We start from the raw sequence: 17,617 nt of genomic DNA on the forward strand, positions 1-17,617 counted from the left end.
TGATTAAAGTAGTTTAACTTTTTCCGGCCTTTGGATTGCGTAGTTGCGATAAATAAACCGGTGTAATACCCAAAAAGGATGCTATCGCATATTGTGGCACCTTCTGTAAAATTTCGGGGTACTGTTTAGAAAATTCAATGTAGCGTTCTTCTGCAGTTTTGCTCAAGTTGGATAATATTCGTCTTTGCAGATAGGCAAATCCGCGTTGGGTGATGATGCGAAAAAAACGTTCAAATTTCGGGATCTCGTCTAACAATTTCTGCTCGTCCTCATACGCTATCTGAATTATTGTACTGTTGCTCAAAGCTTCAACAAATAGAGTTGCAGGTTTTTGATAAATAAAACTATTGAAGTCAGAAATCCACCAATCGTCAATCGCTAAAGCTATGGTATGCTCTTGTCCTTCGTTACACAAGATGTACGAGCGCAACGCACCTTTTACTACGTAACTTCGGTATTTACAGATAAAATCGGGCTGTACAATAAATTGCTTTTTTTTAATTTTTCTCACCCGAAGCTTTGAAAGAAATACTTTTTTCTCATCTTCTGTAAGGTCAATATACTTACCGACGCAGGCAAGTATCTGGTCAAAATCTCCCATTTTACAAAAATAGAAAAACAATCAGAAAACAACTGAGGTCCCTTACCTTGTTATTTTTGTCCGGATTGAAGATTTCGAAAAGCCCGAATGATCAGTTGCTAGCTTCATATTGAAATGAGTTTAGTATATTTTCTTAGTGATTAATGCACGGCCTTTCGACAAGCGTATTTGTTAACCATTAATTCTACTTTCCCGATACAATAAGTGTAGTCATTTCTGTATCAGTTTTATTTATTTGAACGGGGAACTTATGAGGAACTTTTTCTAAGTTAAGGATAATTGTTTGAAATTCAAATAATTATAAAAAATATTTTTTAGTTTCTGAAACCATAATTTGTAACTATTGAAATTTCAGTGAGTTATGCACCTCAAAGGAACATTTTCTGTATTTATTCTGTATTTGGAAGTAATTTATCATAATTGAAGCCAATCCAGATCGAACTAAAACGGAGTACGATCAATCGCTGAACCTTTGCAGGAGGTAGCGGAAGTTAAAGCAAAAAGCCCCTTCCGGGGCCTCATCTCGTTTCGGTGTTATCTGTTAACAATCTAAAGTAACTGCAATTTATATCCCGCAGCAATCGGTCAATCGCCGCTAAGGTTTCGGTAACTTCCTTTGAATGCGGGTTGTGCCGCTCATTTTCCGCTATATCGGAAACGCTGTACAAGTGCTCACTCAAGATCAGATCGCGATAGATCGGCAGTTCATTGGACAAAAACGCTATAAATTCTGTACAGAGATCAGCGATTGAGATATTTGCTACCTGCATAATATTTTCTGCTTTCATCGTCATTCGTTTAAATTTCTATAATTAGTCCGTCCTGACAATCGGCGGCTTCGGCCTCCGCATCTTCGCGGTTTTCAAAGACCAGATTATTCCCGTCGGCATCGGTCACCACCGCAGCATATTCCGGGCCGCCGTGCGTCTCTATGATAATAAAACTCATACCCTGTCCTCCAGGAACTGAATTAATAAGATCCTTTCCTCGGTGGTTCTGTGCGACACCCAGACCTGTGTTTCGTCCCGGTCCGTTATAAACAGTTCCGCATAAGGTTTGACAAAAGCCCGGCAATCTGCTGCGATACAGCGCAGCACAAAGTTTTGAAGCGTTTCGCCCTGATGGGCATTGATCGCATACATGCGCTGCGCTTCCTGATTCCAAAAGGAGAGGCAATGCACAATCTCGAATAACTCCGACGGTAAGACCTCCGTTTCTAAAAAGCCGGTCAATACCTGCCCATAGGGTGCCTGCCACCGAATGCCCCGGAGGTAATAAAAACGTTTGCATTTAAAACCGGCGTTGGTATTCAGGTGATGCTGGTCACAAAGCGCCCTCACCCGGCTGATCGTTTCCCCGGAAACGTCCTGTGCGTTCACAAGGATCTGCGCCTCTTTATAAGTCACCTTACTAAAAGTTTTATCGGGGTTTCTTGAAATAAAATTCATGGCTAAAAAATTAAAGGGGGATCGCTCCCCCGTTCAACATTAATTCAACAGTAAAGCACGGCTTCCCTCCTTCGCAAAATCATTGCAGAGGTTAAAAGCAGCTTGCGCCCGGTCAAAGCCCGTACCGTACATAATAGATTTGAATTTGCTTTCCTCCGTTTTGAAGCTGCGCACGTTTTGAAAGTAACCCGTTACGGCGTTGTAGGCACCGAACAAAGTCCCCTTGGTGGTTTCCTCCTGCTGGGTCGGGCTGGTCATGGCATAATCAAAAACGCTGCTCACCATATTGTTAAAATGGCTGCTCAATTCGTCCTCTTTGCCTGCCTTGATCTTTTCGTAAACCTCCCGATTAGGTATCATGGCCAGTTGGATCAGCTTTTTGACTTCGGGGTCGGTGATGCGCACCCTTGACCACCTGTTATAGATCGCCTCCAGTTCGACGGATAATTGATTGGAAATACCCAGCATTTTATAGGCCTCTTTCAGTTTATCGCCTGCACTGGCGATATGCCTTATTTTAATGCCGTTGCTATGGTGGCGTAAAGCTGCATTTAATGTATTCTGACAAACGATACGCACGGGCGTAAAGGCAATATTAATACTGCCCGAACCATCATGCGAAGAGGTCAGGAACAGGTATTTTTCAATACAATCATTGCGCCCGACACGGATAAAATCAGGGAGTTTTGCGGTAATAAAAATGATCTCACCCTGTCCCAGCGCGCCGGCCGTTTCATACAGAATACCATCCCTGCCGCCGACAATACTGTCAAAGAAACTGAAGGCTTCGGTATTCTGTACTACTTCGTAATCCCTGCCGATCTTATCGCCTAAAACCGCCTCGGTATCCGTTCGAAAGGTAAAGTAACTATTCTCGGAAATCACGTTGATCCCGCTGGGTAAGGGATGAATATTAGGGCGTTTTAACACCTCGTAATTCAAACCCGCATGTTCGATCGCCTCTGCGCTGGTCGGATATTTTTTAATGATCTGTCCCAGTCCGTGCCAGGCCTTTTCCTTGACACTCATGAAACTGTGTTTCTGTGTCTGCTCGTTATAATTAAGATGGTGTGCCATTGTTTCTGTTTGTATAGTTATATAAAATGATCTTTGAACTGATGATCTCTACATCAGCCGTATCGGTGATCAGGCAAGCCGCCTGCTCGGATCTGTACCACCGCATCCTCGATCCTCGGGAGCTCGGTCATAAATTCCACCCTTACCAAAAAAAGCATGGTATCTTTCATAAATCAGGCGTTAAATGAATGGATAAACTCTGCCAGTTCGTACCGGTATAGCAGCGGTTGCTCCCGTGCCAGTTGTTCTGCGTAACCTTCCCAGAATAGCTGGTCGGTCAGTTCAATAAATAACTCTAACATTCCTGTCGCTTTAAGATTAGAAATTGGGTTCAATAACGCCCCCGTTCCTTGTAAACCGGGGGCGTTTCCATTCGGTTACTGCGGTATCACAATACCCGCTTCGATCTCGGCTAATTTGTCCACGCACATGTTATTCACCAGCTGGGCTACTGTCCAGATGATCGTCGGATTCTTTGTCTCGAACTTGCGGCGGTTATCATCCTCAATGGTCAGCGTACAGCCATTGTAATAATTCGTGTCGGTGGTGTCCGCTTCGTCCCGCAATTCAATTTCAAAATCATCGAGATTTTTAATGGTATCCTGCAGCTTGGTGCGCTGTTTCGCTTTGCGGTGCATCTCCTCAATAAATTTTAAGGTGCCTTCCAAATTCAGCACAACCTTTTTAGGCTCCGCTTTTACTTCCGCTGCCTGGGCTGTTTCAGCAGGCTGAACCGCTGCTTTAGGTGCATCGGCTTTAACCTCTTCCGCTTTCGGCGCCTCGGCTTTAACTTCGTCAGCCTTTGCGGTTTCAGGCTGTGGTTTGCTATCCTTATTTACGGGGTTGGCATTTACAAAAGCGGCTTTGTTATCTTTCTGTGTAGTACCATTCAGGTTGGTATTTTTATCAATTACTAAAGTTTTCATATTTTCTAAATTTTAAGTTGTTATAAAAAATCTGTTCGCTATGCTTCGGTTCTGTGGTCTGCTTTGTCCGCTGCGGCGGTGCCCTGCAATGCTTCGTCTTCATGGTTCGCTGTCATTAAATTATTTGCTCTTTTAAGTCACCCTCGGCTACGCCTCGGTGGCTTTTGATGACAGCCTCACCTAACAGAGGCGGGCAGAACGACAAGACTTTTTGGAAAAAAATACGACCCGAGCGAAGCGAGGTGTGGAGATTTTTTTTCAAAAACCCGCAGGGACCGGTCTTGGCGAACTGACCGGCTCTTTAGAACTTTGTTCTCAAAAAGCCCCGTGGAGAGAATGGGAAACCGTAAACAACCTATAATTAAACCTTAAAAAGTGCCGCAAAAAATCCTGCACATTTTGGGCGGAGCGACAGCGGCGGACAAATGCGCAGGTATTTTATCATGCGGGGAAGCGGCTGACGAAGGAGGCGGCTGGACCCGCGCACTTCATTACTAACGAAACACAACAGATCCGCCTTGCCACTCCCTCACTTCGACTCCCCTAACAGGATCTTTAATTGAGCCAACCTTGCGGAGAGCTCCATAGCCGCCAGAATGGTGGTCGACTTCGCATGCCCCATGCCGCGAAACGCACAGAGATCGTCTACGGTCAGGCGGCTCAGCCGCAATAAGCTATAATCAACACTCGACAGGATACGCCCGGCCAGTTCTACGGCCGTTTCTCTCGGAGAACCCGAAGAGATCAGCAATGCTATCAGTTCCGCATCTGCCATGCACTCGCGCCCTTCGGCGATCAGTTTTTCGCGCGGACGGCACTCCGGGTCCCAGCTCTTGATGCCCCGCGTTCGGACATCAGCCGACAGGTGTATGCCTTTGCCCTGGGCGGCGCGCTGGTAACCCGCTGTGCGGAATAAAGACGACATGGCCTGCTGGAGAAACTCGAAATCCTGCTCAAAGAAAACTACATCTTTTTTCTCATAGCCACCCTGCGGTAAATGGTCACTTCGCGTTATTTTGATATAATCATTACCCGTGACGGCCTGCATATAATCAAAAAAATAAAAGCGGTTGCCGCTGGAAAAACTCTCCGTTGCGATCACCTCCCTATCTGTCTTCATAAATCTCATAAAGCCTCCTTTTATTGGAAGCAAAACTGAAGTTCAATCCAACAATTACCCGGTAAGGAAACACAAATACCCGATATAAACGTTTACAGATCGGATATACAACTGATAATTAGCCGATTACTATGATATCAATGCTGCAACCAGAGAAAGAAAACAACAATTGCGAAGAATGTGGAAGGGAACTTCACGGCCGCATCGACCAGCGTTTCTGTAACGATACCTGCCGAAACAGCTTTAACAGAAAAAAACGAATATCAGAGCTCCAGGGTGAACCGCCTTTCATTCCGCAGATTATTAGTCTATTAAGACTTAACCGTAAAATACTGTGGCGATTATTAGCTCACGAAGAAACTAGACTGGTGTCCAGGGAACAACTCATCATACAAAAGTTCTCCTTCAAGTTTTACACCAGCGTTTATCAAACCAAAAAAGGAGAGATCTATCATTATGTATTTGATTATGGCTGGCTTGCTACGGAGACAGGGAAAATTCTTTTAGTCAGAAGAATCGAACAGGCAGATTTATAAAAACGTTTATCGCTGGTTCCTCAGAAGTAATCTGGTATTTATCTTATTTTTACCAGATGGATACCGATAACCTAATCCTTGAACTGGTTGAAAAACACATTGGCTCGTTAGACCTGCATGAAGAATACGTAACCGTTGCTGAATTGAAATCAGTGAAAGTTAATGGGATAAGCAAATCCGTAGATATTAATACCGCATTGATTTCCCCCAGGCTTTTCAAAAAAATAAAACCTCCGCATGTTAATCCATTTGTAAACACAACAGGCGCGTCCTACCAGGAAGATTGGGCCTATAGTCCATCTTTTTGGCTATATCTCTCAGCCTCACCAGGGCTAAAAAAGGCGGAAACTTTAGTAGTATCGTGGGAATCTGCTAACAAAACAACTTTACTCCCTGATCAGGGATTTCTTAAGACATTCGACCTGATACCGAAATTTGCCGGCGATCAAACCTTATGGCATGATTTGTCTCGACCAATATATGATGTGGTAGTTAATCAACCCGTTTCCGGATATAGTTTTCCCGAACGTACCGAGGCTTATGTGAAAATCAGAAGTGAATACTTCAGAGATTATCTTTTGATGAGAAAGAAATCTGCGGTAAGGATATTAACTATTAAAACCACCGTGATCATTGATGATGGAGTGGCAGCCTTGTTGAATGGGAACGAATATTTTGTTGGAGAATCAGGTCAATATGAAGTGAGAATCCGAAAGCCGTTTGACAAAGATGGTTCCGCATATTTGGAGATCAATGGCTTTCAGCTGCTCTTTGATCCTACTTTAAAAAGCGACACAAACGAAACAGGACCTGTTGGGCATACCTGGAAAGGTATTGAGGGTATTGTCGATGGTTGGCGTGCGAGGCATGAGATGTTTGGCAAATTTATCTATGTTTCCGACGATGTATTAGGAAGGTTTGAAAGCGACGACGATTATGAAGTTTATCCTGATTCAGGAGCTGTCAGCTACTTAGGTCAATGGTCGATTACGCATTGCGAACGTGTGGGACGTAATGCGATCAGGATAGAAGTAAAGAAGCTTTATGAGAGTGCGCCTGGCGAAGAAATTGATTATTGGAACAAGTTTTCTATCGATCCCAAGGAAGTCAAAGCTGGCGAAAACATTTCAGAAAAGGCTAAAAGCCTTATCAGAAAATACTTCTTGTTTGGCAGAATCTTGGCCAACTTAATTAATCGCAGCAACAGCTATAACTATAAAGCCTCTGATATCATTTCACTCGATGAAGAACAAATTAATTACGCGGGGTGGACAGAATTTCCTGACTATAAACTAGTAAGCAACCATGTTCCTGCACGCGGTTTTTCGAGAGATCATTTTCTCACCCGTTGTAAATATTTATACCAACTATTGGGCGAAAATTTGAAAGAATCAAAAATTCGTCAGGTAATTAATGACCTGGGATTCCCGGAAACCGAATTAGTGGGATTCAAGGGCCTTAAATTGCTGGAACTGCTCATCAAATATTATCAGGTCGCCCATGAATCGGGATTAGATATTAAAAATGCTCAAGCAGAAATTGTAGAACGGGTGGTCGAGCGAAAAGACTATTTTCCATTGAAGGATTTGAATATTCTCGCGGCAATAAGAAATCTGGGATCCCATAAAGGAGGTGACATAAAAACGAAAATACAGCCTTTATTAAATGCACTTGGCATCGAAGCTGGTTCAATTTCGAATAATTATGGTGCTGCCACTGATTTACTCTATGATCGCTTGACCCAACTTTTTGCCGATCTTAATTCCTGGCTGGGAGAAATTTAATTAACTCATATGCTTATAACTGCTCAAAGATGAACAACAGACCTACACAGACTACCAACCGATTTCATTTCTCAGATCTTGATCCTTTACGTTTCGAGGATATAGCTTATGAATTGCTTTATGTGAATTACCAATGGCTCGAGCTCACCCATTTGGGACGCTCTGGTTCTGACGGCGGGATCGACATCCGAGGCACACAAATAATCGACGGCAAAAGCGAACTATGGCTAATTCAATGTAAGCGTTATCAAAAATTAAGTAAAAATGATCTGACCGTTATGGTTGATAAGTTGTTGCAAAGTGGCGAGCATCCAGATAAAATAGTACTGATCATTTCCTGTGACATCAGTGCTGCTAAATACAATGCGGTTAATAATTACTGCAGCGAATTAGGAATCCCGCAGTTGATCATCTGGACGGCAACAATGTTAGAAAGCCTGCTTTACGCTCATCCCAGGATCAAAGCAAAAGCTTTTGGTGAAGATTTTGAAAAAGAAGAAACCAAGAAAAACGCTGATCGCATTAAGCGCGGACTGAAAATGGAAAAACGCATTCTTAAAGAACTAATCAATCATAAATTTATAAAGAACAGAGCGAATTGGGATACGATCATGAAAAACCCTAGCACACGATTCATCAGTGATGAATTTTACATCCGCGATGTTAATGATAAAACTTACCCGAACTTGGTAGAAAAAGAAAAAGGAAAAATCTCTCCCTGGTTTCGCAGCTTTATTTATGACACTTACCATCAGGGCCTGGAGTTTTGGCTATCTCCCTCAATTGGAACTGATATTATTATGAATAAAGAAGGATTGTGGGAAGCCATATGGAACTCTAATGATCCCCGATTAAAAGACCCCCAATATAAAGTGATTCCAGTAAAGGCCATCGGTAGAATTCCCTATCATGGAATCGTAGATTTTAGTGCTGATGGTGACAATCTTAATCCCTGTCCTCACCTCTATTGTTTATTCGATCAAGAAGACGGCATGCCCTACGAAGAAATCTACTATCGTTATTATGGCGGAGAGAAAAACGGTTTCATAGATTGGGAGGTAGAGCGGTCAAAGCGTACAGAGTTCCCTAAATAAAGAATACAAAAAAAGCCCGGTCAACGACCAGGCTTAAAAACAAATGAGAGGCAGCTACCTTATTTCGCCGCATTCTTTTTCTCCGTAACCTCTTTCCGAACATCCGTAGCGGCCACCTTTAAAGCCTGCATCGCATTACGCAGACGCGTTCCCGCAGCTTTATTCCCTTTTTCATAAAATGCGACCGCATCTTTTTCTGCTCCGCTTAACAATTCCTGTAACAACCTGAACTTTTGCATGATTTTCAATTTTAATTAGAAATGAATATTTGAGTTAACTAATGACAGTTCGAAGGACCTAAACCGCCATTCCCTGGCCTTCCTGTTTAGCGGCAGCCTTATCCTGATTTTTGCTTTTAGCCATCGCCTCCGCTATCTTTTGTTCCTTATAGGCGGCTGTTTCAAACTGTTCGCGTTTTTCCGGCTTACCGTTCTCCTGGTAAAAATTCACCTGCGAATAACGCGGTACAGCCTCCAGATGCAATTTTACTTCTTTATCGTCCAAAGTCGTCGTGACCAGCGGTCTGTTACCCAGTTTCAGTTCCGCAATGATCGCCTCTTTTTTCTCAGGATCGGCTACTACCTTGATCCGGTAATTATCCAGCACCTCGCTGATATTAAACCCATAGGCGGGGTCTTTATACTGGTTCATCATATAGTTACCGTGACGATCCCTGGCCCCGTCCATATCCAGCTTCATCCAGGCTTTATAAGGCTGACCACCGATATTCAACAGATCATCCCGGTAGACCGAACGGCCTTCGATCATATTGGCCGCCTGTATGACGGTAAACCCGCGTCCTTTCTCCACATAACAGGTCTGATCCTGAACCGGCTCATTAAAGGTCTTGTTAAATTCTTTAGTTACGTAAATGGTTTTACCGTTTTCCCGCTCAGCAAGCAGCTGGTCTCTGACCAATTCCTCCTTGCCTTTTTTGTTCACCGCCATATGGCCGACCACCAACTCACTTTTCTCCGCAACTTCTTTGAAAAAAGCGACTGCTTCATAAGGACTGTCAAACCTGCGCATCAGCGGCTGTACGTTTTCACCCTCCGGACGTTGCGTAAGCACTGCATACTGCTGTCCTTCCTCCAGTTGCTGCGCTTTATTCAAGGTCACATTAAACTTATTCAGGTAATAATTATCGGACTGGTTAGACTGCTTGAAAAACAGCACCGTATCGATGACACCTTTACTGCCAGGTATTTTGGTCAGTACTTCAAACGAAGGCAAATTCTGAATCATTTTTTCCTTCATCTGCGTGATCTCTTTCTCACCCAGACCGAGCATTTTCATTTCCTCGGTCAGGTTCTCTAAATTGTTTTTGTTCATATCTTGTTCTTTAATTAAACCATTAGCTATTTTGATCTCCTCCAGCAGGTCATCGATCCGTTTGAAATAATAGGCCGGCTGCTCCTCCCAAACCGGCGTATCGTCAGACATTGTTTGACGCAGCCAGTGCTGGTGCGCGGCTCCGTACGTATCGAAAAAACTGAAAGAGGACCTATTCAGCGGCCAGTCCATGATGCCCTTCTCCCAGAACGCATAGCTGATCCCGATATCCTGCGCTTCCTCCAGCATATCAATGATGGCCTCCGCATAAGGCGTTTCCAGGTTCATCTCAGTTCCGGTTGATCCGTAACAGGACCTGCTGTCCCCCTTTCAGCCTGACCCGGATCTTTTTCACCTTCTTCGTAAACAGCTCCTTGGCGGCTGAAATACCTGCCGATGCCGCCTGCGTGCCGATCGACTGATCCATACTCACGAACTGCATGCCGCTCAAAGCGCCGCCGGCACCATTGCCCGCTGCTTCTCCCAGTTCCGCTTCCGGCGCGTTGATACCCGCCATACCATCTAAAGAGAACACGGTTAAGTTCACCGGCATGATCGAGGTACCGATCCGTATATTCCGGATCTCCAGTAGCAGCCGCTGGTTCGTCACCGAGCATGAACCCGACAAGGACTGCCCTTTCTGAAAAACATATGATTCCCGTAGGTTATCGTATTGTTTCTTTGCCGATTCATCTGCGAGATACAAGGCCTTTGTCACCTGTGTCTGGATCACCTTGTCATCCGGGCTCAGATTAAAAAAGTCCTCGTGAAACGTTTTGATATGATCCCGCAAGACTACCGGCAGGTTCGTCTTCCGATCGGAGGCAAAAGCCGAGAGTTCCTTCCCGTTATGCAGGATATAGACCCGCTGCTGCGCCTCATCCACCGAATAGTAACATAAGAGCGAAGCAAAGGCAGCGATCAGCACGTTCCCGGTTAGAAAGCAGATACTGAACACCTTGATATGCTTGAAGGCCGTATCGATATTTTTGAAGTGTGTAAACATAAAATTCGCTTAAAAGATCAATCCCCTGATAATTTATCGTGCATATAGGCACCGGTCTTACCGGCAGTGCGACCCGCAGCCCCATACGAACCGCGTCCCTCGCTTTCTCCGGCTAAACCCGAAGCAAAATGCCCTGGTGCGGAGACCAGATTGCCCGCACCCTGAGCGGCCCGGCCTGCCGCGGAAGCTGCCGCCTGATTGGCTATCGTCACCGTCGAATTGGTGACCTGCGTTACCTTGCTCAGTAAACCATTCCCGCCATGGGCATGGATCACATAATTGGCCACGCTCGGTACCGAGAAATAGCCGACGATACCGATACATAAAAAGATGAGGTAAGCCGTATCTGTCGGACTGAAGAACGTATCCCCCGCATCCTGGATCTGTGAAATATCCAGCGCGATCATTTTCTCCTGCACCTTCCCGATAATACTGCCGAAGATGTTCGCGATCGGCAGCCACAAAAAGATATTGATATAGCGGCTGATCCATTGCGTCAGCGTATGCTGCAGGCCATCAAATACCGCGAAGCCGAACACCAAAGGGCCCAGGATCGCCAGCACAATCAGGTAAAAGGTCCTGATCGTATTGATACATAAGATCGCGGCCGCATACAGCACCTGCAGGATCTCGCTCATCCATTGCTTGATGTTGTTCTTAAAGTTATAGCTCTGTTTATCCATCCAGAACTTCACATCATTGCCCAGGCCGGAGAATACCCCTTCCTCATCTCCGTTCGGATCATCCGGATGGGTATACTGGTACCATTTATCGCGGTCACCGTTCCCATCATCGCCGACATATATCTGGTAGGCACTGCTCTTTTTGACCGCCGCTTCCTTCTGTTTCAGCAGCACCGCAATAGATTGGTTGGAATTGTGCACCATGCCGGCGGTCACGGTCCCAATGGGCTGTAAGATCCCGTTCATTACCGGGATGACCAGCACCTGAAAAGAGATAATGGCCAGGCCCAGCACGAAAGGGCGTAGTAAAGGATAAAAATCGATCGGTTCCGCCCTGGCGATATGCCGCCATACGCGCGAAGCAATGAACCACAAAGCGCCGAAACCCGCAATGCCTTGCGCGACACCGATCAGGCTGCCGCACAGTTCCAGCATCTGGCTGTACAGGTTATCCAATACCGGCTGCATGCCCTGCAGGCTCGTTGTTACATCCTGCGCCTGGCTCAGCAAGGGTAAGCTCATACAGGCCAATACCAGCAAGGCCGCTTTGCGTAGAGAACCCTGGTAATTCCTGCTTTTTTTCATGGCGATAGATTTGTTGAAGGGTACGCGTATCATTTAATTCTTTTTGCCGCTGTAGCTGCAGCACACTCGTCCGGCGGTTAAAACTGCGGAGAAAGGCCAGCTGGTTACTCGTATCCGCCCAGATGCGGTCAATGGCCGAAAGCCGCTCCTCATCGCTCATCCGCAGCTTGCTGTCCGTCAGCACATCCGTCAGGTCAGACGCGTTGCGTAGGGCCCGCTTCGTCAGCTGCGCATAGACATTGGACAGATAACCGAGCTCCTGAGCATTGAACAGGCCGCCTGCGCCAAAGCGCCGGTAAGCAGCCTTATACTCGGACAGGATACTGCTCTCCGCCGTGATGATATCCGCTACCCGCTTATACTTCCGGACTTCCGGGTTCACCAGCAGCAAGCCATCCAGAAACACCTGGTGCAGACTAAAATTTCCCTGTGTCAGGTTCTTCACCTGCCCGTAGCCCTGCGACAGGATGGTATAACCCTTCTCCATATCCGACAGGATACTTTTGAACTGCGAGAGCTTTTCGATATCCAGCAATAACTGCTGCACCTCATAGGACTGCGCCTGCGCGGGCCGCATACAGCCGCCGATCAGCACAAAAACCGACAATACCGCATACATGACCCTGCGACAAGTCCTACCGTAAAAACTACTGGAAACCATACCACCTCCTGACCGTTGACAGTCCCCGCTGTTCCTGCGCCCGCTGCAAGACCAAAGCCCGTACCCGCGCAGAATACCCAGCCGTGAAGGAGACCATATCTTTGACCGCCGCCTCAACCTTCCCTAAACGCTCCAGCCGCTCCTCATCCGTCAGCTCCGCCTCACCGCGTTTGATCACCAGCTCCAGTTCCGCGGCCTCCGCCTCACATTCCGTCTGCACTTTCGCCTTCACCTGCCCCAGGTACAAACGGTCCGAAGCAGACAAACCCGAAACCACATCCAGGTGAGTCAAAGCCCGGACGATCCCTTCCAGTTGCCCGGCAATAGCTGCGGCCCTGCCGTCATCCCGGATCACCGGGTTCACCTGCCGCAAAGCCGCATAACGGGCAGTATGCAGATCCAGTTCAGCCTTCACCCAGCCGCCGATACTGCCCAAACCCTGCTGCGAGATGTTATAACCAGCTTTGAGGTACCCGCCATATACCATTAAGGCGGCGATCTGCTGGTTCAGGTAACTGATCTGCGTTTTCTTCTGCGACCACCATTCCGCGAAGGTCTGCGCGGAGCTGCGCTCCGCAGAACCAAGAACCAGGAAACAAGAGCCAAGAACAGCGAACGCCAACACTTTCCGGGAACCTTTTCCCTTTAACCTTTTCCCTTTCTCTTTACTGAATCCCATAATACCGTTTTAAAGTCTGCACCTCTGTTTCCGTCTTGCCCCGCTGTATGCTCATCAGGTAGTTCTGGTTATTGAACTGTTTCAGATCCGCGTAATTCGCATCCATCCGGTCAGCCGCTTCGTTGATCAGCTTCAGCCTTTCCGCATCGCTCATCTGCGTTTTAAAAGCATTGACCACGACCAGCAGCTGATCCAGGTTCTTCACACTCTCCTCCAGTAAACCCGCATAGACCTTCTGCATGTAAGCGATCTCCTCCGGCGTAAAGTGCCGGTCGTTCCGCAGCAATCCCCAGGCATGGTTATACTCCTTCAGCATCGCCGTTTGCCGACCTGTCATTTCCCTGATCCGCTCATAATAAGCGATCACCGCCTTCACCTTCCAGAGCTCTTCATAATACTGCCCGTACAGTTCCTTCTGCTTCTGTGACCAGTCCGATATCTCCGTTAATTTGAGTTTGGACAACTGGTTCTCCAGCGCCTTCTGTGCATTCTGCAGCCAGATCGTTTTATTCTGCATCCGCTGCACCTGCAGATCGATGGCCTTCACCACCTTTTTGATCGCCGCCGTGATTACCTCCGCGATCGCGAACTGCGCATCCGCCTCTTTCGGCAACGCCACAAAGAGCGTCATCGCCGATAAGGGCAGGATCACCATATACTTGTTCATATATACCCCTCCTGACCTCCCCAAAGGGGAGGCATCTTAAAACATTCTTAAATTAATTGATTAACACAGCCGGGGATACCCCCAACCACACACCTACAGCTTCCGGTAAACCGCTTTGTTCACCAGCAGCAAGCCCTTCTGCACATCAAAGGCAAACACCCTTCCCTTGGTCGTTTCAAACAGCACCTGCTTTTTCGGATCATAATCCCCGCTCAGCACTTCTACTTTAAAACGTTTCGGCAACAACTGCCCGTTGCGCAGCGGCTGAAAGCCGGCACGGCGTTCGATCCGGTAATTCTGCGCGCCGACCAGCGTAATGATCAGCGTATCTTCCGCACGACTGTAAGCACCTGCCGAGGCATGCACATATTTACCCGGAATAAAAGCAGCGACCTGCTCGCCCCGCCCGCCGCAGCCGGTGAGCAGCAATGACAAACCACCTAAACCCAAAACCCAGATAGAACCACATAAATTCTTCATCAGTAAACAGTTAAAATTTACAAATAAGCCTGTAACACTACGCCTTAGCCCGGCGCAGCTCTTCCGCCAATACCGAAATACCTTTCTGCATACTCCCGTACTTTTTCGCATAGGCCGCCACCTTAATTTTCTCACTTTCCTCGGTCGTATAGGCCAGGTACTCCTCTTCCGATACCTCCGTCCGGTACACCTTCGTCTGCTGCCCCAGCACAAAGGCCACCTCCTTATACCTGCGTTTCGGATCATTCGCCCGGTTCATTGACAGAATGATGGCCCGGTCCTTATCCGTGAGCCCCATCAGCTCCTGGATCGCATCGAACTTGTTCTGGTACTTGCTCTGATCCAGCAGGATCTTACAATCCGCGTTATTGATGATCGCCTGTTTCACAATGGGTGAAGAGATGATATCCTCCACCTCCTGGGTGACCACCACCGCTTCACCGAAGAACTTCCGCACGGTCTTGAAAAGATACTTGATATACTCTGACATGCCTTCCTTGGCGATCGCTTTCCAGCACTCCTCGATCAGGATCATCTTGCGTACCCCTTTCAGCTTCCGCATCTTGGAAATGAACACCTCCATAATGATCAGCGTGACCGCCGGAAACAGGATCGGATGATCCTTGATCGCATCGATCTCGAACACCACCAGCCGCTCATTCAGCAGATCCAGGTTCTCCGTCGCGTTCAGCAGGTAATCAAACTCCCCGCCGCGGTAATAAGGGTTCAGCACATACAGGAAATTAGCCACATCAAAGTCCTTCTCCTTCACCCGGCCCTTTTCCAGCACACCCAGGTAATGCTCCTGTAAGTACTCATAAAAGGTATTGAAGCAGGGAAATACGTCCGGATAAGCAGCCAGGTGTTCGAAGTAACCCGTCAACGCATTCGATAAGGCCACGTACTCCGAACGGCGGAAACTTTCATCATCCTTCTTCCAGAGCGCCAGCAATAAGGTCTTGATACTTTCTTTCTTCTCCGTATCCAGCGTATCCCCTTCCGTCAGATAAAAAGGATTGAAACGGATCGGGTTACCTTCCCCGTACGTAAAATAATAGCCACTCACCAGGTCACACAAGCCTTTATAACTATGCCCCACATCCACCAGCACGATGTGCGTACCCTGTTCGTAATACGACCTGACCATGTGGTTGGTAAAGAAAGACTTACCCGAACCCGAAGGCCCTAAAATGAACTTATTGCGGTTCGTTGTCCAGCCGCGTTTCATCGGCTCATCCGAGATATCCACCTGTACCGGTCTGCCGGTTAAGCGATCACCCATGCGGATTCCGAAGGGACTTAAACTGGAACGGTAATTCGTTTCCAGGTTAAAGAAACAGGTCGCCTGCTCCAGGAACGTATCAAACGTATCGTTCATCGGAAAATCCGCCGCATTGCCCGGAATACCCGCGAACCAGATCTGCGCCTGTCCGTCCGTTTCCAGTTTTGCCACCGCGTCCATTTGCGCCATCGCCGACGAGACCTTATTCTTCACTTCCTTCAGCCGCGCAGGATCGTCCGACCAGGCCAGCACATTGATATGCGCCTTGACCGGCAGACGGCCTTCCGCGATCGCTTCCTGCAGGAAATCATTACAGGCGTCCCGGCCCACCGCATTTTCCCTGGAATAACCCGACAAAGACTGCAGACGCAGCTTCTTCGCTTCCAGGCGTTTGATCGTCTGCTGCGCATCATCGATCAGCACATACTGGTTCAGGATATGGTTGCAGTCCAGCAGCGCCCCCAAATGGCTGGCAAAGCCGATACTGAACTTTGTGCGGTCCGTCGAATACTTATCGTAACTGATCCGGCTGCCGCACAGCGCAGGCAGGTCATCCGCATCTGCCAGCGTATACAGCTCACAGCTTTTCTCACCCACCTTCAGCCCCTCCTTCACCCGGATATCCCGCAATAAAGGAATCGTCTCACCCGCCGATAAAAAGCAATACTGCTCGATCACTCCTGCGCTGAGCGTCGTACCCGCCAGTTCTTCATCACCCAAGCGACGTAGCCCTACAAAACCCGTATCCGATAAGATCCGCTCGAACTGACCCGCCTTATCCAGGAAATCCTGCTGTAGCAATGGATTTAACAATTGCGGCGGCACCATGGATTTGCGTAATACATTCGAATACACGGAGGAAGATACCTTGCGTCCTTCCGGCTTCTTGGTCAGAAAGATCAGACAGCGGTGATCCAGGAAAGGCCGTTCATTAAAGAACCGTTCACTTGACCGGGATAAAAAGCGCTCTCCTAAAGCCTTAAAATCAGCCTGTACCGCGCTCTCTGTGAACCAGTCCTGCTTATGAAACACCGAATGCTGCGGCAGGACCCTGATCGCCCTGACCCGGGCCTGGTGATAGGCCTCATACTCCCGGTCGGACAGCGTAAACAGCTCCGGCAGTTCCACGGCATAAGCGACCGTGACATCACCCTGCATCGAGACGATACAATTGTGTTCTACCTTGAACACCGGCAACAGATCAGCAGCCTCTTTCATCATCGCCTCCTTTGCCATTGATAATTTTATGGATACGACCACCGCACAAGCCCACAAATAAAGACCGCGAATCAAAACGAATATAAGCCGGTAATCCCCGTCTGGCCAGAAACTTCATCAGGCCAGGCTCACCGAAGCGGTGGCTCAGCCGAAACACGGAGAACACCAGCAGGCCGCCCGAACCGAACACCAGCGGTAAAATGAGCCACAAGGACAGCCCGCAGATATAAAGCACCGCGAACAGAATCAGCAGGACCACCAGCCCTATGGCCAGATAAGCGATATACTGCGCTTTCAAACCCTTGAACACGATGGGTTTGGACACCCCTTTATTGATATGATAGATCGAACTCATAGCAGAAAAAGAAAATAAAAACCAACAAAAACCACGCGCTAAGCCTCCAATTATGAAACCTATGCCGGTCATCATTTAAAAAC

20 protein-coding genes and 1 pseudogene are annotated in these 17,617 nt (G+C 47.5%); 3 read left to right on the plus strand and 18 right to left on the minus strand.

Annotated features, from left to right (window positions below; all coding sequences use genetic code 11):
- Positions 1-13 precede the first annotated feature (13 nt).
- From ACFQZX_RS00215 to ACFQZX_RS00250, 8 genes are all read right to left on the minus strand, one after another.
- A complete protein-coding gene (locus ACFQZX_RS00215) occupies positions 14-601 on the minus strand; it encodes a Crp/Fnr family transcriptional regulator (protein WP_377110727.1) in 588 nt (195 codons plus the stop codon).
- Positions 602-1,119: 518 nt separating this feature from the next.
- Positions 1,120-1,389, minus strand: a complete 270-nt coding sequence (locus tag ACFQZX_RS00220; RefSeq protein WP_377110728.1) for a hypothetical protein — start codon at positions 1,387-1,389, stop codon at positions 1,120-1,122.
- Positions 1,390-1,399: 10 nt separating this feature from the next.
- Positions 1,400-1,549 carry a hypothetical protein gene (locus ACFQZX_RS00225; RefSeq protein WP_377110729.1) on the minus strand — a complete coding sequence of 50 codons (150 nt, stop codon included), beginning with the start codon at positions 1,547-1,549 and terminating at the stop codon, positions 1,400-1,402.
- The gene (locus ACFQZX_RS00230; RefSeq protein ID WP_377110730.1) at positions 1,546-2,049 is read right to left on the minus strand and encodes a hypothetical protein; all 504 of its coding nucleotides are present in this window, start codon (positions 2,047-2,049) and stop codon (positions 1,546-1,548) included. Before ACFQZX_RS00230 ends, ACFQZX_RS00225 begins: the two co-directional genes overlap by 4 nt.
- 39 nt (positions 2,050-2,088) lie before the next feature.
- Positions 2,089-3,126 carry a DUF932 domain-containing protein gene (locus ACFQZX_RS00235; RefSeq protein ID WP_377110731.1) on the minus strand — a complete coding sequence of 346 codons (1,038 nt, stop codon included), beginning with the start codon at positions 3,124-3,126 and terminating at the stop codon, positions 2,089-2,091.
- A gap of 173 nt (positions 3,127-3,299) precedes the next feature.
- The gene (locus ACFQZX_RS00240) at positions 3,300-3,428 is read right to left on the minus strand and encodes a hypothetical protein (RefSeq protein ID WP_377110732.1); all 129 of its coding nucleotides are present in this window, start codon (positions 3,426-3,428) and stop codon (positions 3,300-3,302) included.
- Between the two features lie 75 nt (positions 3,429-3,503).
- A complete protein-coding gene (locus tag ACFQZX_RS00245) occupies positions 3,504-4,052 on the minus strand; it encodes a hypothetical protein (protein WP_377110733.1) in 549 nt (182 codons plus the stop codon).
- A 529-nt stretch (positions 4,053-4,581) separates the two neighbouring features.
- Complete coding sequence (locus tag ACFQZX_RS00250; RefSeq protein WP_377110734.1) at positions 4,582-5,172, minus strand: UPF0758 domain-containing protein; 591 nt, start codon at positions 5,170-5,172, stop codon at positions 4,582-4,584.
- Positions 5,173-5,312: 140 nt separating this feature from the next.
- Between ACFQZX_RS00250 and ACFQZX_RS00255 the strand changes: the two genes are divergently transcribed.
- Genes ACFQZX_RS00255 through ACFQZX_RS00265 form a run of 3 tightly spaced genes read left to right on the plus strand, consistent with a single transcriptional unit; the run spans position 5,313 to position 8,586 of the window.
- The gene (locus ACFQZX_RS00255) at positions 5,313-5,708 is read left to right on the plus strand and encodes a hypothetical protein (protein WP_377110735.1); all 396 of its coding nucleotides are present in this window, start codon (positions 5,313-5,315) and stop codon (positions 5,706-5,708) included.
- A 56-nt stretch (positions 5,709-5,764) separates the two neighbouring features.
- Positions 5,765-7,492 (plus strand): hypothetical protein, encoded by a 1,728-nt coding sequence (locus tag ACFQZX_RS00260; protein ID WP_377110736.1) that lies wholly within the window; start codon positions 5,765-5,767, stop codon positions 7,490-7,492.
- 29 nt (positions 7,493-7,521) lie between these two features.
- A complete protein-coding gene (locus tag ACFQZX_RS00265; protein WP_377110737.1) occupies positions 7,522-8,586 on the plus strand; it encodes a restriction endonuclease in 1,065 nt (354 codons plus the stop codon).
- Between the two features lie 59 nt (positions 8,587-8,645).
- On the opposite strand, the gene ACFQZX_RS00270 is transcribed toward ACFQZX_RS00265, so the two are convergent.
- The 10 genes and pseudogenes from ACFQZX_RS00270 to ACFQZX_RS00315 form a co-directional block, all read right to left on the minus strand.
- Positions 8,646-8,825 carry a histone H1 gene (locus ACFQZX_RS00270; protein WP_377110738.1) on the minus strand — a complete coding sequence of 60 codons (180 nt, stop codon included), beginning with the start codon at positions 8,823-8,825 and terminating at the stop codon, positions 8,646-8,648.
- 58 nt (positions 8,826-8,883) lie between these two features.
- On the minus strand, positions 8,884-10,206 hold the full coding sequence (locus ACFQZX_RS00275) for a hypothetical protein (RefSeq protein WP_377110739.1): 1,323 nt from the start codon (positions 10,204-10,206) through the stop codon (positions 8,884-8,886).
- A gap of 1 nt (position 10,207) precedes the next feature.
- Positions 10,208-10,924, minus strand: a complete 717-nt coding sequence (gene traM, locus ACFQZX_RS00280) for a conjugative transposon protein TraM (RefSeq protein WP_377110740.1) — start codon at positions 10,922-10,924, stop codon at positions 10,208-10,210.
- Positions 10,925-10,941: 17 nt separating this feature from the next.
- A complete protein-coding gene (traJ, locus tag ACFQZX_RS00285) occupies positions 10,942-12,192 on the minus strand; it encodes a conjugative transposon protein TraJ (protein WP_449288922.1) in 1,251 nt (416 codons plus the stop codon).
- A 4-nt stretch (positions 12,193-12,196) separates the two neighbouring features.
- Positions 12,197-12,811 (minus strand): annotated as a pseudogene (locus ACFQZX_RS00290) (TerB family tellurite resistance protein); the annotation flags it as partial.
- A gap of 28 nt (positions 12,812-12,839) precedes the next feature.
- Positions 12,840-13,532 (minus strand): hypothetical protein, encoded by a 693-nt coding sequence (locus tag ACFQZX_RS00295; RefSeq protein ID WP_377110742.1) that lies wholly within the window; start codon positions 13,530-13,532, stop codon positions 12,840-12,842.
- Positions 13,519-14,187, minus strand: a complete 669-nt coding sequence (locus tag ACFQZX_RS00300; protein ID WP_377110743.1) for a conjugal transfer protein TraI — start codon at positions 14,185-14,187, stop codon at positions 13,519-13,521. Before ACFQZX_RS00300 ends, ACFQZX_RS00295 begins: the two co-directional genes overlap by 14 nt.
- Before the next feature lie 105 nt (positions 14,188-14,292).
- The gene (locus ACFQZX_RS00305; RefSeq protein WP_377110744.1) at positions 14,293-14,679 is read right to left on the minus strand and encodes a hypothetical protein; all 387 of its coding nucleotides are present in this window, start codon (positions 14,677-14,679) and stop codon (positions 14,293-14,295) included.
- A 37-nt stretch (positions 14,680-14,716) separates the two neighbouring features.
- Positions 14,717-17,197, minus strand: coding sequence for a TraG family conjugative transposon ATPase (locus tag ACFQZX_RS00310; RefSeq protein WP_377110745.1), 2,481 nt, complete (start codon positions 17,195-17,197; stop codon positions 14,717-14,719).
- Positions 17,163-17,609: a DUF4133 domain-containing protein gene (locus ACFQZX_RS00315; RefSeq protein WP_377110746.1), complete on the minus strand. Its 447-nt coding sequence runs from the start codon at positions 17,607-17,609 to the stop codon at positions 17,163-17,165. The genes ACFQZX_RS00310 and ACFQZX_RS00315 overlap by 35 nt, the downstream gene beginning before the upstream one ends.
- Positions 17,610-17,617: the final 8 nt, after the last annotated feature.

The organism is Mucilaginibacter litoreus (genome assembly GCF_042676805.1).
GTDB lineage: Bacteria > Bacteroidota > Bacteroidia > Sphingobacteriales > Sphingobacteriaceae > Mucilaginibacter > Mucilaginibacter litoreus.

Coding starts and splice junctions, on each gene's coding strand:
- ACFQZX_RS00235 (WP_377110731.1), bottom strand. CDS start 3,126: ATGGCACACCATCTTAATTATAACGAGCAGACACAGAAACACAGTTTC.
- ACFQZX_RS00220 (WP_377110728.1), bottom strand. CDS start 1,389: ATGAAAGCAGAAAATATTATGCAGGTAGCAAATATCTCAATCGCTGAT.
- ACFQZX_RS00265 (WP_377110737.1), top strand. CDS start 7,522: ATGAACAACAGACCTACACAGACTACCAACCGATTTCATTTCTCAGAT.
- ACFQZX_RS00255 (WP_377110735.1), top strand. CDS start 5,313: ATGCTGCAACCAGAGAAAGAAAACAACAATTGCGAAGAATGTGGAAGG.
- ACFQZX_RS00240 (WP_377110732.1), bottom strand. CDS start 3,428: ATGTTAGAGTTATTTATTGAACTGACCGACCAGCTATTCTGGGAAGGT.
- traJ (WP_449288922.1), bottom strand. CDS start 12,192: ATGAAAAAAAGCAGGAATTACCAGGGTTCTCTACGCAAAGCGGCCTTG.
- ACFQZX_RS00225 (WP_377110729.1), bottom strand. CDS start 1,549: ATGAGTTTTATTATCATAGAGACGCACGGCGGCCCGGAATATGCTGCG.
- ACFQZX_RS00260 (WP_377110736.1), top strand. CDS start 5,765: ATGGATACCGATAACCTAATCCTTGAACTGGTTGAAAAACACATTGGC.
- ACFQZX_RS00305 (WP_377110744.1), bottom strand. CDS start 14,679: ATGAAGAATTTATGTGGTTCTATCTGGGTTTTGGGTTTAGGTGGTTTG.
- ACFQZX_RS00295 (WP_377110742.1), bottom strand. CDS start 13,532: ATGGGATTCAGTAAAGAGAAAGGGAAAAGGTTAAAGGGAAAAGGTTCC.
- ACFQZX_RS00270 (WP_377110738.1), bottom strand. CDS start 8,825: ATGCAAAAGTTCAGGTTGTTACAGGAATTGTTAAGCGGAGCAGAAAAA.
- ACFQZX_RS00315 (WP_377110746.1), bottom strand. CDS start 17,609: ATGATGACCGGCATAGGTTTCATAATTGGAGGCTTAGCGCGTGGTTTT.
- ACFQZX_RS00230 (WP_377110730.1), bottom strand. CDS start 2,049: ATGAATTTTATTTCAAGAAACCCCGATAAAACTTTTAGTAAGGTGACT.
- traM (WP_377110740.1), bottom strand. CDS start 10,924: ATGTTTACACACTTCAAAAATATCGATACGGCCTTCAAGCATATCAAG.
- ACFQZX_RS00245 (WP_377110733.1), bottom strand. CDS start 4,052: ATGAAAACTTTAGTAATTGATAAAAATACCAACCTGAATGGTACTACA.
- ACFQZX_RS00250 (WP_377110734.1), bottom strand. CDS start 5,172: ATGAAGACAGATAGGGAGGTGATCGCAACGGAGAGTTTTTCCAGCGGC.
- ACFQZX_RS00310 (WP_377110745.1), bottom strand. CDS start 17,197: ATGGCAAAGGAGGCGATGATGAAAGAGGCTGCTGATCTGTTGCCGGTG.
- ACFQZX_RS00300 (WP_377110743.1), bottom strand. CDS start 14,187: ATGGTGATCCTGCCCTTATCGGCGATGACGCTCTTTGTGGCGTTGCCG.
- ACFQZX_RS00275 (WP_377110739.1), bottom strand. CDS start 10,206: ATGAACCTGGAAACGCCTTATGCGGAGGCCATCATTGATATGCTGGAG.
- ACFQZX_RS00215 (WP_377110727.1), bottom strand. CDS start 601: ATGGGAGATTTTGACCAGATACTTGCCTGCGTCGGTAAGTATATTGAC.